Annotated in this window: 18 protein-coding genes; 17 read left to right on the forward strand and 1 reads right to left on the reverse strand. The window is 46.5% G+C overall.

The annotated features are described in order from the left end of the window. The first annotated feature begins 99 nt into the window (after positions 1-99). The 7 genes from PUW25_RS10180 to PUW25_RS10210 all read left to right on the forward strand — a co-directional run bounded on the left by PUW25_RS10180 (position 100) and on the right by PUW25_RS10210 (position 7,313). Entirely contained in the window at positions 100-903 is an 804-nt protein-coding gene (locus tag PUW25_RS10180; RefSeq protein ID WP_047909609.1) for an SDR family oxidoreductase, read from the forward strand. 160 nt (positions 904-1,063) lie between these two features. After that, complete coding sequence (locus tag PUW25_RS10185; protein ID WP_047909608.1) at positions 1,064-1,441, forward strand: DnaJ family domain-containing protein; 378 nt, start codon at positions 1,064-1,066, stop codon at positions 1,439-1,441. A 50-nt stretch (positions 1,442-1,491) separates the two neighbouring features. Beyond that, positions 1,492-3,999: an ATP-dependent helicase HrpB gene (hrpB, locus tag PUW25_RS10190; protein WP_047909607.1), complete on the forward strand. Its 2,508-nt coding sequence runs from the start codon at positions 1,492-1,494 to the stop codon at positions 3,997-3,999. An 86-nt stretch (positions 4,000-4,085) separates the two neighbouring features. Next, positions 4,086-4,691 (forward strand): general stress protein, encoded by a 606-nt coding sequence (locus PUW25_RS10195; RefSeq protein WP_047909606.1) that lies wholly within the window; start codon positions 4,086-4,088, stop codon positions 4,689-4,691. A 471-nt stretch (positions 4,692-5,162) separates the two neighbouring features. After that, positions 5,163-5,525, forward strand: coding sequence for a replication termination protein (locus tag PUW25_RS10200; RefSeq protein WP_047909605.1), 363 nt, complete (start codon positions 5,163-5,165; stop codon positions 5,523-5,525). A gap of 45 nt (positions 5,526-5,570) precedes the next feature. Next, on the forward strand, positions 5,571-6,575 hold the full coding sequence (locus PUW25_RS10205; RefSeq protein ID WP_047909604.1) for a Gfo/Idh/MocA family protein: 1,005 nt from the start codon (positions 5,571-5,573) through the stop codon (positions 6,573-6,575). Positions 6,576-6,746: 171 nt separating this feature from the next. Next, a complete protein-coding gene (locus tag PUW25_RS10210) occupies positions 6,747-7,313 on the forward strand; it encodes an ArsR/SmtB family transcription factor (RefSeq protein WP_047909603.1) in 567 nt (188 codons plus the stop codon). 77 nt (positions 7,314-7,390) lie between these two features. Here the strand turns inward: PUW25_RS10210 and PUW25_RS10215 are convergent, their stop codons facing one another. After that, positions 7,391-7,972: a TraR/DksA C4-type zinc finger protein gene (locus tag PUW25_RS10215; RefSeq protein WP_047909602.1), complete on the reverse strand. Its 582-nt coding sequence runs from the start codon at positions 7,970-7,972 to the stop codon at positions 7,391-7,393. Between the two features lie 226 nt (positions 7,973-8,198). Between PUW25_RS10215 and PUW25_RS10220 the strand changes: the two genes are divergently transcribed. From PUW25_RS10220 to PUW25_RS10265, 10 genes are all read left to right on the forward strand, one after another. Further along, positions 8,199-8,576, forward strand: coding sequence for a DivIVA domain-containing protein (locus tag PUW25_RS10220; RefSeq protein ID WP_047909601.1), 378 nt, complete (start codon positions 8,199-8,201; stop codon positions 8,574-8,576). Positions 8,577-8,608: 32 nt separating this feature from the next. Continuing rightward, positions 8,609-9,106, forward strand: a complete 498-nt coding sequence (locus PUW25_RS10225) for a metallophosphoesterase family protein (RefSeq protein ID WP_370510302.1) — start codon at positions 8,609-8,611, stop codon at positions 9,104-9,106. A gap of 255 nt (positions 9,107-9,361) precedes the next feature. After that, on the forward strand, positions 9,362-10,243 hold the full coding sequence (locus PUW25_RS10230) for a sugar phosphate isomerase/epimerase family protein (protein ID WP_047909600.1): 882 nt from the start codon (positions 9,362-9,364) through the stop codon (positions 10,241-10,243). Further along, on the forward strand, positions 10,240-11,412 hold the full coding sequence (locus PUW25_RS10235) for a Gfo/Idh/MocA family protein (protein WP_047909599.1): 1,173 nt from the start codon (positions 10,240-10,242) through the stop codon (positions 11,410-11,412). Before PUW25_RS10230 ends, PUW25_RS10235 begins: the two co-directional genes overlap by 4 nt. 40 nt (positions 11,413-11,452) lie before the next feature. After that, positions 11,453-12,544, forward strand: a complete 1,092-nt coding sequence (locus PUW25_RS10240; protein WP_047909598.1) for a Gfo/Idh/MocA family protein — start codon at positions 11,453-11,455, stop codon at positions 12,542-12,544. A gap of 92 nt (positions 12,545-12,636) precedes the next feature. Further along, on the forward strand, positions 12,637-13,503 hold the full coding sequence (locus PUW25_RS10245) for an AraC family transcriptional regulator (RefSeq protein ID WP_274336973.1): 867 nt from the start codon (positions 12,637-12,639) through the stop codon (positions 13,501-13,503). Positions 13,504-13,572: 69 nt separating this feature from the next. Further along, positions 13,573-14,043, forward strand: a complete 471-nt coding sequence (locus PUW25_RS10250) for a DUF6376 family protein (protein ID WP_052511635.1) — start codon at positions 13,573-13,575, stop codon at positions 14,041-14,043. 94 nt (positions 14,044-14,137) lie between these two features. Beyond that, a complete protein-coding gene (locus PUW25_RS10255) occupies positions 14,138-14,884 on the forward strand; it encodes an acyl-[acyl-carrier-protein] thioesterase (protein WP_052511632.1) in 747 nt (248 codons plus the stop codon). Between the two features lie 155 nt (positions 14,885-15,039). Beyond that, positions 15,040-15,267, forward strand: a complete 228-nt coding sequence (locus PUW25_RS10260) for a hypothetical protein (protein ID WP_047909597.1) — start codon at positions 15,040-15,042, stop codon at positions 15,265-15,267. A gap of 175 nt (positions 15,268-15,442) precedes the next feature. Further along, complete coding sequence (locus PUW25_RS10265; protein WP_047909596.1) at positions 15,443-16,045, forward strand: nitroreductase family protein; 603 nt, start codon at positions 15,443-15,445, stop codon at positions 16,043-16,045. Positions 16,046-16,226: the final 181 nt, after the last annotated feature.

A 16,226-nucleotide genomic window follows, 5' to 3' on the forward strand; every position in this document is an offset into this window, starting at 1 on the left:
TCATTCAATTGAAATATTAAAACTCTCTTGTACTGGGCATCCTTATGTATGAGCCTCATGTGCTTGTACATACCATCGCCTAAGGAGTGACCAAGAAGAATGTCTTCAAATCAACGTTTGCGTTTTCAAGGGAAAACCGCATTAGTAACAGGAGCCGGTTCCGGAATCGGGAAGGCAGTTGCCATCAAGCTGGCACAGGAAGGTGCGAATGTCGCTTTATTGGATCTAATAGATAAACGTACCCATGAAGCAGAACAAGAGATTCAAGCAATGGGCATGGGAAAGGTTCGTGCCTATGATGTTGATATTTCCGATGCAGCACGTGTTGCCGATGCGATAGAGAAGACGGTAAGTGAGCTTGGCGGCATCGATATTATATTTGCCAATGCAGGAATTAACGGTGTGGTTGCGCCCATTGAGGATATTGATGTAGAGGATTGGCAGAACACCATAACGACGAATCTCGGCGGTACATTTTTTACTGTAAAGTATGCTGTTCCCCATATGAAGAAGGATGATGGAGGAAGCATTATTATTACGAGCTCGATCAATGGTAATTACACGTTCTCGAATATAGGGATGAGTGCATATAGTACTTCCAAAGCGGGTCAGGTAGCCTTCGCCAAAATGGCGGCACTGGAGCTGGCCAAATTTAATATTAGAGTGAACGTCATTTGCCCAGGAGCCATCTCGACAAACATTGATCAGAGTACAGAAAAGTCAGAAGAACTGAATGAAGTGTCTATTAAGATGGAGTTTCCGGATGGACGTCAGCCGCTGGCTCATGGACCAGGTAAGCCGGAGGAGGTTGCGGACTTGGTCGCATTTCTGGCATCGGATGAATCCAAGCATATTACAGGAGCACAGATTGTCATTGATGGAGCTGAGTCCCTGTTAAGCTGATCATGATAAAGATAGGTATGGAGTAGACGACCGTTTCCCTTGCAGGAAGCGGTTTTTTTCGTTATTTTTATTAGACACGAATGTACGCGAACAAGATAGCTAGTATGCATTAGTGAGCCGTCACTTCATTATAGGTTTTGATCTGAGGGAGGTATAACGGGTGAGTATATTTTCACGGATCGCTGAGCAGAAGATTGCTGAGGCGATTGAAAGAGGAGAATTGGATCATTTGCCAGGAGCAGGTAAGCCGCTTGTAATCGAAGATCTGTCTCATATTCCTGAAGACCTTCGCGCTTCCTATAAGATACTGAAGAATTCAGGATATCTTCCGCCAGAGCTTGAACTGCAGCAGGAATGTGTCAGCCTTGAACAGATGATTCAATCATGTCAGGCTGCCGAGGATAAGGAGCAAATGATCGAGAAGCTGACCGAGAAACAAATCAAGCTCAGAATCATGTTCGAAAAAAGGGGGATAAGTCATAACCCCTCCCTCCAAGCTTATGAAGAGAAAATTCGGAGTAAGCTGGTGGATGAATAATTGATATCTGCATTATTTAGAGATGAATATCATTGGAGAGTTGAATGTAAATGCATAAGGAGCATCGTCAAGAACATCCATTACCTATCGTTCAGATCATACCTGAATTGAAGCGGACACTAACTGATCATACGTCTGCTGTACTCATTGCTGAGCCAGGCGCAGGCAAAACTACGGTCGTCCCTCTGGAATTATATAAAGAACCTTGGCTCAGCAATAAGAAAATGATTATGCTTGAGCCCCGGCGGCTTGCTGCCAGAAATGCAGCAATTAGAATGGCGAAGGCATTAGATGAACCTGTGGGTCAAACGGTGGGGTATCGTGTTCGCCATGATACGAAGGTAAGCCGCCATACACGGATTGAAGTTGTAACAGAAGGTGTACTGACCCGGATGCTTCAGCAGGATCAAGGGCTGGAGGATACAGCTCTGCTGATCTTCGATGAATTTCATGAACGTAATATACATGGAGATCTGTCGCTGGCGCTGGCGCTGGAGAGCAAACTGCTCCTTCGAGATGATCTGCGGATTCTTGTCATGAGTGCAACTCTGGAGGCTGAACCTGTATCAGGACTACTCGGCGGTGCTCCAGTGATTACCTGTGAAGGCCGAACCTTCCCGGTGGAGACAAGCTACGTGCCTGTGCCCATGAACACGGAGCTTGCGATTCATATGGCTCGGATCATTCAGCAGAGCCTGGCCAAGCACGATGGGGATATCCTGGCCTTTTTGCCGGGGGCACGAGAGATTCACAAGACGGAGCGTTTGCTGCAGCAGATGAACCTGGGGAGCTCTATACATATCTGTCCTCTGTATGGTTCAATGACGGCCGGAGAACAGGATGCTGCCATCCGGCCAGCTCCGCCGGGGAAACGCAAAGTGGTCCTGGCTACGACAATAGCTGAATCCAGTCTTACCATTGAAGGGATTACCGTTGTTGTGGACAGCGGACTGCGCAAAGAGTCCTTGTATTCATCCCGTACAGGAATGAATAGACTCGTCACACGGCCCATATCCAAAGCATCGAGCGATCAGCGTAAAGGACGTGCAGGACGAGTAAAGCCGGGAGTATGCTATCGTCTGTGGAGCCAGCTGGAGCAGGACGCCCGGCCGGAGTCATCTCGGCCGGAAATACTGTCAGCGGATATGACTCAGCTGACGCTGGAGCTCTCGGCCTGGGGCGTGACTGACCCAGGCGAGCTAAGCTGGCTGGATGCACCGCCGCCAGCATCTTACGATGAAGCCAAGCAGCTGCTGCGCAGGCTTGGCTGTCTGAATGACCTCGGCACGATGACGAGCCGAGGTCGTGAGATCGCGGGTATGGGAACCCACCCGCGGCTCGGCAGCATGCTGCTGCAAGCGGCAGAGCTTGGGCTGGCCGAGGAGGCCAGCCTGCTCGCTGCGCTGCTTGCAGAGGGCTCATCCCGCATGGCAGGTGCCGCGGGATGGGACGTTCGCCCGCAGCTGGCGCTAATGCGGGCACCAGGGGCGCAAGATGCGGCGAAGCATCGCATCTTGCAGGAGAGCCGGCAGCTGCTGGCCTCCCTCCCAGATCACCGGCAGAAGCCGGATGATGGGCGGGGGCTGGGCGAATACAGCTGCGGCTTGCTGCTTGCCTTTGCCTATCCGGATCGGATTGGGCAAAGACGAGAGGACGGCCGCTACTTGCTGTCCAGCGGCCGCGGGACACGTTTCCCCGGAGCAGGAGGCTTCACGGGAAACGAAGGAGCTTACATCGTCGTAGCTGAAGCTGATGATCAAGGGGCAGACGGATTGATTCGGCTTGCAGCTCCACTGTCTATTACTGAACTCATGACATATAAGCCTGAATGGATCCAGCTTGAGCACGAGGTGAAATGGGATTACAGAACGCAAAGTGTACGAGCCAAAAAGCTGCAGCGTCTGGATGCCCTTATATTGAAGGAGATGGCTTATCCAGACCCTCCTGAGGAGAGCGTTATATCCGCTCTGCTTGAGGGAATAAAGGCAGAGGGACTTCGTCTGCTGACCTTAAGTAAAGTGGAGCTTCAGCTTATTGAAAGGATCAAATTCATGCATCGTGCATATCCGGAGTGGCCGGAGCTTACGAATGAAACGGAGCTCGTTGATTATATGGCTGAACGGATGGCTCCTTATCTGAGCGGAATAAGGACAGCGGGCCAGCTTCAGAAGGTATCTATCGCTTCTGTCCTCACGGACAGTCTGACCTGGGAGGAACGGCAGCTGCTGGATCGAGAAGCGCCGACTCATTTCACTGCACCCAGCGGGTCACGCGTGAAGATTGAATATAGTGGGCAGGGAGCCCCTTACATTGCGATAAGACTCCAGGAGATGTTTGGTCTCGAGCGTACACCGGCTATTGGTAACGGAAGGATTCCCTTAACGGTTCATCTGTTGTCTCCGGCACAGCGTCCGGTTCAAGTGACGAAAGATCTGGAAAGCTTTTGGCGTGAAGGGTATTTTGAAGTGAAAAAGGATCTGAAGGGCCGCTATCCGAAGCACTACTGGCCGGATAATCCGCTGGAAGCAGTGCCTACCAGCAGAGTCAGGCCCAAATAGGAGCATGCTGTCAATATTAGGTCTGTTTAGCTCTCCGAGAGAAGGGTAAGTAAGAAACAAGTACTTAACTCAAGGAGGAATGAACAATGGCGAAGCAAAAAGTAGTTGGTGTGTTCGAGACAGATGAGGCTGCATCTCGTGCGATAGAACAGTTGATAAGTAAAGGCTACACAAATGAAGAAATTTCGGTAATTACGAGAAGTAAGGAAGATCAGAGAGCGATTGAGAGCGAGACAGGAACAAAAGCGCCTGAAGGAATTGCAGCCGGTGCTGCTACGGGCGGCGTTCTCGGCGGACTGGCTGGACTGTTTGCAGGAATCGGTGCACTTGCCATTCCAGGGATTGGTCCGATTCTAGCGGCAGGCCCTATTGCTGCGACGTTAACAGGAGCAGCCGTCGGTGCCGGAGCAGGCGGACTGGTCGGTGGTTTAGTTGGACTTGGTATTCCTGAAGATGAAGCAAAAGAATACGAGAAAAATATTGATGAAGGTAAAATTCTTGTGCTAGTTGATCAAAAATACGCGGATACGGATGTATATGGCGTATTCAGAGACAACCGTTCGTTAAATGCGGATCGTTACGATGATCGATATAATGAGCGTACAGACAATATGCCGGGTCCAGACAGAGTGCCAGAGGATCGGGTGGAGCAGGAAGCGATGGGAACAAGAATTGATAGAACAACGCGCTAAAGTTACCGCTTCACCCATAAAAACGGATGGCATGTATCATCTGATTTACTTGGAAACCGCTTTGGGATCAAAGCGGTTTTTTTGTGCTTGGATTGTCTTCGAGATCTCGCACCTCCCTGTAACCCTATAATCAACACCTGAAAAATTCATAATAACTAAGCATAAATTAAAATTCGAGCTGATTGAATCAACCAGATGTACTCAAATTCGGAGATAAATCTCAGACCGAATAAAGCAATGATAAGATCTCATTGAGATAAATAATTCAACATATGAAAAATTCGAATTAATGGAACATTTCAACTGAACTTGGTTTCTTTAGATTTAACTTAGGTGATTTATTACGTACTTATGTCATATATTCTGTCTTAAAATGGATATATGAAAAAATAGAAGGATGTCAAGATGAAAAAAGACGTTTATAATGAGAGAAAGTTGGTTATTTGAAATAAATGAGGGGAGGACACTTGCATGGCTTTTATGATATCCCAGCGGGCGTTCATTAAACTCTACTTGATCACGATGGTAGAGCAGCATAGAGGATATGGTTATGAAATGCTTGAGGCCATGAAGGAAGAATTTAAAGGATTTGGATATGTCCCGCCTCAGAGTGAAGTATACCGTGCGCTGCATGAGCTTGTGCAAGAAGGAGTTTTTTATCGTACGAAGCGACTGAAAGGAAATGATCCGAGAATCGATTTTCAGGAAATCGTTCTATATCATTTTACCGACGACGGAGAAGAGAAGGCGAGATTATATAAGAAGCAAGTCAAGACAGATCTGGACCGTTGTTTAGGTATGCTGAGGAAGGCAGAACAGGATAATTATAAATAACATTTGAATAAATCACATCAGTAAGCAGGGAAGGAGAGATCATTGATGAGCGAAAAAATCCGATGGGGAGTTATGAGTACTGCAAAGATAGCCAGAACAGCGGTTATTCCTGCCATACAGAACTCCAACCGGGGTGAGGTTGTAGCCATTGCCAGCCGCAATGAGAGCAGAGCAGCAGAGGTTGCTGCCGAACTGGATATTTCCAAAGCCTACGGAAGCTATGATGCTCTGCTTGCGGATGAGGAGATCGATGCTGTCTACATCTCTGTCCCGAACCATATGCATATGGAGTGGACGATCAAAGCTGCGAGAGCCGGCAAGCATGTGTTGTGTGAGAAACCAGCGGCACTGAATGAGGAGCAGGTAAGTCAGATGATCGAAATCTGTAATCAGGAGCAGGTCGTCTTTGCAGAAGCATTTATGTATAGATATCATCCCAAGCATGCAAGGGTCAAAGAAATTATTGAGAGCGGCGAAATCGGACAGGTAAGAGCGATTCATGCCAATTTCACTTACAACAACTGCTACGATACTGAAAATGTGCGTTTCAAGAAGGAAATGGGCGGCGGCTCCTTGTATGATGTCGGTGTATATCCGATCTCAGCGGCAAGAATGTATCTCGGACAAGAACCAGAAGCGGTCACCGTTCATGCCTTATTCTCTTCAGATCATGACAATGTAGATATGATGGCTTCAGGACTTGTGGAATTTCCGGAGAAGGTTGCGCTTACTTTTGATTGCGGGATGTGGGCTTGCTCCAGAGCAGAGCTTGAAATACTGGGAACAGAGGGCAGAATCGAGCTTCCAAAGGTGTTTGGATGGGAGAACAGCGATATTCCTCCGCAAATCATCATACATACCGATGATGTGTCGAGAGAAGAGCGAATCTCAGTATCTAACTCCTTTGTGCTTCAAGCGGATGCATTTGCTGATGCGATCTTGGATGGAACACCGCTCCCCTTCACACCAGAGGATGCACTTCTGAATATTCGGGTGGTGGAAGCCTGCATTCAGTCTGCACAGAGACGGGAACGTATTGCGCTGCTGTGAATGATCCTATGATCCTAATGACTGAAGATGACAATAGCATAGAAAAATAACGTCTCTGTTTGGTAGCAAACGATCAAACGATCCATAGAGGCGTTATTTTTTTGGAATTTTGACCTGCTCGGAACATCACCATATAATAGAATGCAACACTTATTAAAGGTGGGATCTTAAATGAATAATAAAGTGCTAACTACGATGGAGGAAGTCAAAACGTACTCCGATCCTTACCGACTTCAAATATTAAACGTATTTCATAGATTGGGTAAACCAGCCACGGTAAAAGAAGTAGCAGACGAGCTGGGTGAACTGCCGGCAAAAGTTTATTATCATGTCAAGAAGCTGGAAAAGGTAGGTCTGCTCACGCTCGTGGAGACAAGAGAAATCAATGGGATCATAGCAAAATACTATGAGGTGTTTCCCGGTGAGATCATTGTCAGCCGGGGGACGAAGGAAGATGAGCCGATGAGACAAGTTGTCGCTTCCGAGAATGCATCCCATATAACGGCTTTGTTTGAACAGAACAAGCAGAGCTTTGTTCAGCGCCTGGATGCAGGAGATCCTTCCTCCGCGCATTTGTTGAACCGTTCCATCTATGCGACCGAGGAAGAAGCCAAAGAGCTGTATGCCCAGATTGTGAAGCTGTGCGAACCCTATTTCATGAAGCGCAGAGAGAAAGGCATGAATACTTACGAAGTGTTTGCAACGGTGGTAGAACAAATGAAAACTATGAAATCATGATCTCATCCTTTCATAGCTATGCTTTCATAATCATACATTCATAACAAAAGGGCCGCTGAGCGGCCCCATATATAGATTTATAGCTCCTCATAATCCTCTACATCCCGTTTCGTGGACGTGGCAGGAGAATCTGCTGTTCCATATTTTTTCACAGCTTCCCAGGCTTCTGCATCATCAAATTTACCAGCATTCCGTTGGCTGATCTCACCAGCCCCTCTTGGCGGTTTAGTCATCACTTGCTCCTCTACAGGACGATATTCGTTGAGATCGCCTTGTTGCTCTTGTTCAGCATGCTCAATACAGTATGAAGTGTAGGGGATAATTTCAAGTCTCTCGTATGGAATCGGTTTGCCGCATTCCTCGCACAGCCCATAGCTCTTCTCTTGCATCTTGCCAAGGGCTTGTTCGATTTGTTCCAGCTTCTCAGACTGCTGTTCATCAATTGCCTGGTCTCTGGCTCGTTCATAGGTCTCGGTCCCGATATCAGCAGGGTGATTATCTGCGGAGGATAATTCTCCCGTAGCGTCAAGCAGAGAGTTGTCTTCTGAATTGATTCCGTCTTGATTTATTTGAAAATGAGCCTGAATGTTTTCTTTTTCTTCCAACAAACGGTTTTTTAATGTTTTTAGTTCTTCATTTGTAAGTTCAATTGTATTCATGTCTAGCAGCTCCTTTGTCTCATTCTTGTATGTTATTACCCTATCGAAGAACATCACAACCATTCTCGATGGAAAAGCATATATTTCGGAAATAACAGGGAAGACGCTGGATAATGAGTTAGTTATTGGTTAATGTAAGGGAAAGTTTATGCTGATTCGTTTTCATCAGGGGTCAGTTTATGATATAAAAAAATAAGGGAAATCGATTAATGGAGGTTAGTTAGATATGGATGAACATATGAAACGCCGGCTGGATAAGCAGAAGCAGCTCTTTAAACAGCTCGGCATTCAGATGGATGCACTATCCATTCATGAGAAACAATTCAACTACAAGCTTCGGGGTTACGATCCGGATGAAGTGGATGAATTTCTCGATGTCATCATCAAAGATTATGAGCGTTTTTATGCGCATATATCAGATTTGATGGACAAATGGCAGGAACAGCAGTACATGATTCGGAATCTGAAAAATGTGCCTAAACCTCAAGCGGATCCGAACCTGATCGATCGTAAACAGATTGAAGATGTAATTAAACAGCTGGAGTACAGTGTTCGGCAGCTGAAAGCCAAGGCCCGTCCGGATAAAGACCCATACATGGAATAACCGAATAGGGAATACCAAGGAGGTTACGTCTTATGATCAAAATCACCGTATTGTCTGATACCCATATGCCTCGAATGTCCAAGCAGCTGCCTGCACCTCTGCTTCAGGATCTTCAGGATGCGGATTACATATTTCATGCAGGTGACTGGACGGATATTTCACTTTACGAGGAACTTCAATCGATGGGGAAGCTGCACGCAGTATATGGAAATACCGATCTTGCCATTATACGAGGCATATTACCAGAGCAAACGGTTGTCGAAGCCGGGGGCAAGCGCTTTGGTATCGTACACGGACACATGGGAAGAGGAAGCACAGAAGACAATGCACTTCAAGCCTTCAAGGCTGAGCAAGTGGATTGTATCATCTTTGGACACTCGCACATCCCTGTACTTAAAGAAGTGGATGGAATCATCTTATTTAATCCGGGATCACCTACGGATAAGAGAAGACAGCCGCAGTATTCGCATGGTGTGATCAAGGTTGATCAGGAGATCGATATTCAGCATGTTTATTATGACAGTAAATAAATCCGTTTCAGCATATCGTGGGTTACGATAATGAAGTCTAATTTTATACCGAATGGTGATAAACACCTGTTGATCGTACGAGTAACGAATCAGCAGGTGTTTTTTTGCGTTTGCAGATGATTTACCTCTGAGTGTCTTCCTCGCCTGTTTTGTTATCTGTGGTTCATCTCTTGTGGAATAGCCGTATCTGTCATTGAAATACGATGATAGGATGAACTTGTGAATACGCTTTATTTTAAAAAGGAGTGATAAGGAATGTTGCTATCTTTATTTACGGTGGCCACCCCGGATCTATTGCCTGAACAAATGCTTAAAGCTGCGTCGGATGCCGGGATTCAAGGCATAGAGTGGCGGTATAAAGGGGTCCCGAAGGACGCAAGCCAGGAAGAGCCTTCTTTCTGGAGAAGAAATCTCGCTTCTATTGATCCTGAGAATGCGGAGGAGGAGATCGCGAAGGCAGCTGCACTCACTGAGCAATATGGGCTTAAATCGATCGCCCTTGTTCCTTATCTTACTTCTGGAGATTTGCCTGCTACAGAGCAAGCCTTCCAATCCGCGCATAAGCTGGACGCATCGATGATGCGGGTCGGTGTTCCCGGATATCATCGCTCAGCGAATTATAACGAGCTCTACAAAGAGGCAATTGCTTACTTAAGTGAGGTTCAGGAAATGTCTCGTCAATATGGGGTAAAGGCGTTGGTCGAAACCCATCATGGCACCATTGCGCCGAGTGCGGGACTTGCCCTTCGGCTTGTTTCCTCGTTCGATCCGCAACATATCGGTGTATTGTATGATCCAGGGAATATGGTGCATGAAGGCTATGAAAACTACCGGATGGGCCTAGAGCTGCTTGGACCTTATCTAGCCCATGTTCATGTAAAGAACGCCAGCTGGGTTCCGCTTGCGCAGCAAGACAGCGAGTTAGAAACTTATTATCAAGCCAAATGGTCACCATTACTTAACGGAGTCGTACGTTGGAGCACCGTTCTAGAGGATCTTGCTGCCGTTGGATATATGGGTTATCTGGGAATTGAAGACTTTAGTCAGAGCTATTCCTCTGCAGAAATGCTCAAGAACTTCACGCAAAGTATGCATTCGCTGAACAATCAGTTACATATCGGAGGTGCAGCAGGATGACTGTAGTAAGAGTAGGAATAATAGGCATTGGTAATATGGGCTCTGCTCATGCCAAAACGCTGGATCAAGGCAAGATTAAAGGAGCAGTGCTTACGGCAATCAGTGACATGAGAGAGAGCACCAAAGCGTGGGCAGCAGATAACCTGCAAGGGGCTGTTCCCTATTTCCAGGATCCGAAGGCGATGATGCTCTCAGGGGAAGTTGATGCAGTCCTTATTGCTACACCTCATTATCAGCATTCGGAGCTTGCCATACTGGCATTTAATCACGGACTTCATGTTCTTATTGAAAAACCGGCTGGAGTATTTACAAGTCAAGTGAGAGAGATGAACGAAGCCGCCAGTCAGAGCGGAAAGGTGTTCTCGATCATGTACAATCAGCGAACCAATCCACTGTACATCAAATTAAAGGATTTGATTGCTTCCGGGGAACTTGGTGAGATTCGGCGGACCAACTGGATTATTACAAGCTGGTACCGCTCTCAGAGCTATTATGATTCTGGCAGCTGGCGTGCGACTTGGGCGGGTGAAGGCGGAGGCGTACTGCTGAATCAGTCTCCGCATCAGCTGGATCTATGGCAGTGGACAGTAGGGCTGATGCCGAAGCGGGTACGTGCTTTCTGTGCGTTTGGCAAATATCGCAGCATTGAAGTCGAGGATGATGTGACTGCATACGTGGAATATGAGAATGGAGCCACGGGTGTCTTTATTACAACGACAGGAGAAACTCCGGGAACGAATCGATTTGAAGTAACGGGTGATCGCGGAAAAATCGTTGTTGAGGATGGGAAGATGACCTTTTGGCGGCTGCGTGAACCCGAAAGTGAGTTTAATCAGCGCTATACCGGCGGATTTGGACAGCCAGAATGCTGGAAGATTGATATTCCCATTGAGGGCAGAGAGACAGGACACCCTGGTATTATGCAGAACTTCGTAGATGCCATTTTGCATGGCTCACCGCTTATTGCTCCAGGGGAAGAAGGAATTCATGGACTAACTTTATCGAATGCGATGTATTTATCCACTTGGACTGATCATTGGGTCGAGCTGCCGATGGATGAGGAGCTGTTTAACGAGCATCTTCAGGAACGTATTCGGAATTCCAAGATGAATACGACACCCGTGAGAGATACTCAAACACCCGCTGATCTAAGTGGTACCTTTCAATAGATAGTAGTTGTAAAGAATATGCTGGAAAGAGGTGCTGACAATGAGTAATCGAGATGGAATGTTCTATGCGCCTGAGAGTGCAGTGAATGAAGTTGTTGCAGGACCCGGAGAATTTGTCATCGCTGCAGCAGCTCTGGATCATGGGCATATCTATGGGATGTGTGGTGAACTCGTACGCGCAGGAGCTACTCTAAAATGGGTATACGATCCTGACCCCGATAAAGTAAGGGCTTTTCAGGAACGTTTCCCTGAAGCCAAGGCAGCCAGATCACTAGATGAAATCTTAAATGATGCTGAGGTTCGTCTCGTGGCTGGAGCGGCTGTTCCTTCGGAACGAGGGTCGCTGGGTCTTGCCGTCATGGACGCAGGCAAGGATTATTTTACGGATAAAGCTCCTTTTACTTCCCTCGGGCAGCTAGAGGCTGCTCGTCAGAAGGTGAAGGAAACAGGCCAAAAGTATATGGTCTACTACAGTGAACGCCTTCATGTTGAGAGCGCTGTTTATGCAGGTCAGCTGATATCTCAAGGGGCGATTGGCAAGGTACTTCAAGTCATGGGTACAGGGCCGCATCGATTAAATGCCGGCAGCCGGCCGGAATGGTTCTTTGAGAAAGCTAAATACGGTGGTATTATTTGCGATATTGGCAGCCATCAAATTGAACAATTTCTATATTTTGCATCCTGCAAAAATGCGGAAGTGAAGTATAGTCGTGCAGTTAATATGGCGCATCCAGAGTATCCGGAGCTGGAAGATTTCGGAGAAGCTGCGCTCGTGGGTGATAACGGTGCATCAGGATATTTCCGGGTGGACTGGTTTACACCGAACGGCCTGTCTACATGGGGAGATGGGCGTACGATTATACTGGGGACGGACGGTTACATTGAACTGCGTAAATATACGGACATTGCCCGGGAATCAATAGGTGATCAAGTATATTTGGTCAATCATGAAGGAGAATACCGGTTTAACGTAAAAGGTAAAGTAGGCTATCCTTTTTTCAGTCAATTGATTAAGGACTGTATGAATAGAACAGAGGATGCCATGTCCCAGGCGCATGCTTTTAAAGCAGCGGAGCTGTGTCTTACTGCTCAGGAATTGGCCGCGGCGGGAACGTTTCAAACCGCACGGTAATCCATGTTGTCGTCAGCAGCCCATTGCATGATACAATGAAGTCACGATGAGATTCTTTGCATGAGTAACGAACGATGCAAAGGAGTGAAGGAGTGACTTCAATTGTGGCAAATACGTTCAACATGATTGATCCGCTCGCCTTTAATTACCGGAATAACCATTCGGTGAAGCACGGTCAGGATGACGGGTTTCATTCCCATCCTTTTTATGAGCTGTACTATTTCCACGAAGGCAAATGCACTTATGTTATTGGCGACAAGATCTATACTCTTGTCCCTGGTGATTTAATCTTAATGCATGGCATGACCTTGCACAGACCACACCCCGATCCAAGCGTTCCTTATGTAAGAACGACCTTGCATTTCTATCCAACAATGCTGGAGGAGTATCTTGTCGCTGAACGCGCGCATGCCCTGCTCGCACCATTCGAGAAACTGAAGAATCATGTATTTCATCTTACAGCTGAGCAGCAGCAGGAAACGGAGACGAGTCTAGCTCAGCTGAACCAGCTCTATGAGATGAAGGGGCGGGAGCAGATGAGTGATCGCTTCGTTTTGAAGCTGTGTGACTTCTTGATCATGGCACAGCAGTTCACCGACAATAAGCTGCTGGAGCAAAGAACACGTACGGATAAAGAAGAACATATCCAGGGCATCATTACTTATTTGGAGACAAATTATATGAACGAGATTGGCCTGGATGAGATCGCCAGAGAGCTGCATCTATCCAAGCCTTATATGGCAGCACTCTTCAAAGAGATGACAGGTACAACGATATTCAAATATTTATACATGCGACGAATCAATCAAGCCAAGCTGTTGTTTCGTTTCCATCCGGATATGTCCGTCACGGAAGCAAGCAAGAAATCGGGCTTCAAGCGGGTTTCGCATTTCAGCCGCATGTTTAAACAGACGGTGGGCTGCACACCGGAGGTTTTTCGCACCCATCATCTTATATGAAACCTGAACAAAAGGCAGTTCGTATAAACGTTTATGTGAACGCTTTTTTTTTGAAGGGAGACCAGCTATATGAGAAGACAGAGGAAGAGAAAACAGCAGGCTGTAATGATGGCGACGATGCTTGCTTCGGCTGTGATGTTATCCGCTTGTTCTGCCGTAGAGAGTGTGAATCAATCTCTTAACTATGTAAATGAGGCTACAGAATATATCAATCAAGTATCAACGGCGGGCTCGGAGCTTCAAAACCTGGCTCAGGAGGCTGTCAACAACCCTGATGCAGCAGCTCAGTTTCAGGAACAGTTGGAACAAATCCGGACAGAAGCCAGCGAGTTTGCTCAGCTTACACCTCCTGCTATCGGAGAATCCATCCACGCCAGACTTGTAGAATATAATGAGCAGCTCACCGGCATGGTGGATCAGTTCAGTCAGCGAATACAGGAGCAGGGCTTCACACTGGAGAACTGGGAGCAGACCGGTATTCCGGATCTGATAACGAACATTAATAATTTGAGCCAGCAGCTGAATGAATTAGGCGGCTAACAACTTTGCTGTAATTGCTCGGTTTGCCTTGCCTGGTCTTATCTACTAAAATGAAGGGCAGGAGGAGTAGATCGCAGGCAAAGGAAGTGTAAACGTGACAGAGATAGCTAAAGAAACCTTTATTGTGAGCTCCAGCCAGTCCGATCTGCATTCGCGCATTAAGCTCTCGTCCATTCTTGAACGGCTTCAGGATGCAGCTGACCGACATTTGCAGGAGTTAGGAATTACGATAAGCGAGATGCTGAAGAATCATTACGGCTGGATGCTCATGACGATCGAGATCGATTGTGATCAGATTCCGGTGCTTGAGGAAGAATGGACGATATCGACATGGTCCAGAGGGTACAAAGGTGTTGTGTGGCTAAGAGATTATCGATTCGAGGGCTCTGAGGGAGCAACGGGTTATGCAAGGTCAACCTGGACCTTGGTTGATATTCACAAGCGCAAGATATTGCGTCCGTCCGCATTGCCTTATGACATTCCGACGGTAACCAGTCAGACCTCCAGCGATATTCCGGATAAAGTGTCTATTCCCGAAGAAATTGAGCTTAAGACCGCTTATGAGTTCAAAGCCGGGTATAGTACAACAGATAGCAATGGACATTTGAACAATGCAAGATATGCAGACCTCTGTTATGATGCTCTGACAGCTGAGGAACTAGAACACCTCGTATGGAGAAGATTTAGAATTACTTATCATCGAGAGGTAAGATTGAACGAGACATTCATTCTTCAACGCTCGGATGGAGATGGATCAAGCATCTGGTTTCGTGGAATGAACTCCGAAGGCTTCAGCATCTTTGAAGCTCAGATGGTTTATGAGCATAAGCTGCCCCAATAGATGGTGAAATAGCACTGTTAATTTCGATGAATCGAAGTTGACGGTGTTTTTTTATGTCTGTCTAGTGTCAATCGATGGTTCTCTTGTGCATGTTTAGTCATCGGTTGAGCATGGTAATGATAAATATCGTTCCAGAACAAGGAGGTAAATGAACAATGGCTGATATGAAGAATCATGATAAAAAAGATCGCACTCAGATGGATCATCCCGAGCAATACCCGACAGAGAAGGAAAGCTTGTTCGATCAATATGAAGAAGAACTGCATGTAGACCCCATTCCGGTTCAGGATCTGAATATGGAGAAGCAAGAAGAGAAGGATAAAGAGGCGACCAAGCAAAATTCTTCAACAGAAGAAAAATACCGTGCCGATTATCGGGATTAATTGAAGAATAACTTCAAAGCTCGTGAATGAAATCAACGCGGATCATAAATAATAAAAGACGGTTAGATATGGACGACATTTACTCAAACTTTTATAGATCTACTTGACTAATGTAAGCGAGTATACTATCTTTAGTGTTGTCGACCTACAAAATATACCAGGAGGTTTTTTTCTAATGGCTAAAGAATTTATGGAAGCTCTCAAGGAAAGAAGATCATATTACGCGATTTCTAAAGAATCCCATGTTTCGGATGCAAGAATTGAGGAGATCATTGGTGAAGCAGTCAAGTATACTCCGTCTTCTTTTAACTCCCAATCGGCCCGCGTTGTCGTATTACTGGGTGAGAAGCATGATAAGCTCTGGAATATTACGGAAGAAACACTTCGCAAAACGGTAAATGACGAGGAGAAATTTAAATCGACTGCAGACAAAATGGCGAGCTTCCGTGCAGGATATGGAACCGTGCTGTTCTTCGAGGATCAGGAAGTGATTGAGAACCTGCAGAAGCAGTTTGCTCTTTATGCGGACAACTTCCCCGTCTGGGCCAACCAATCTAGCGGCATGCTGCAATTGGTCGTATGGACAGCGCTGAAGCAAGAAGGACTTGGAGCATCCCTCCAGCACTACAATCCGCTGATTGACGACGAAGTGAAGGAAGTATTCGATGTTCCTGCAACATGGAAGCTGATTGCACAGATGCCTTTTGGAGCGCCTGCGGCAGATCCGGGAGACAAAGATTTTGCACCACTGGATACCCGTCTTAAAGTGTTAAAATAAGTGCTGAAATAACGAATACAGACAGAGTATTGCTTCTAATGAAGTGATACTCTTTTTTTGTCGTTCCGTTAAAGACGATGTGATAAATATAGAAACATATCCAATATTTAAGTACATACACCGCTCACAGCACTTTGATAGGATAGATTTATCCTGTAAGGCAAGTGAGGCGCTAGTTTTG

Source organism: Paenibacillus urinalis (assembly GCF_028747985.1).
Classification (GTDB): Bacteria; Bacillota; Bacilli; order Paenibacillales; family Paenibacillaceae; genus Paenibacillus; species Paenibacillus urinalis.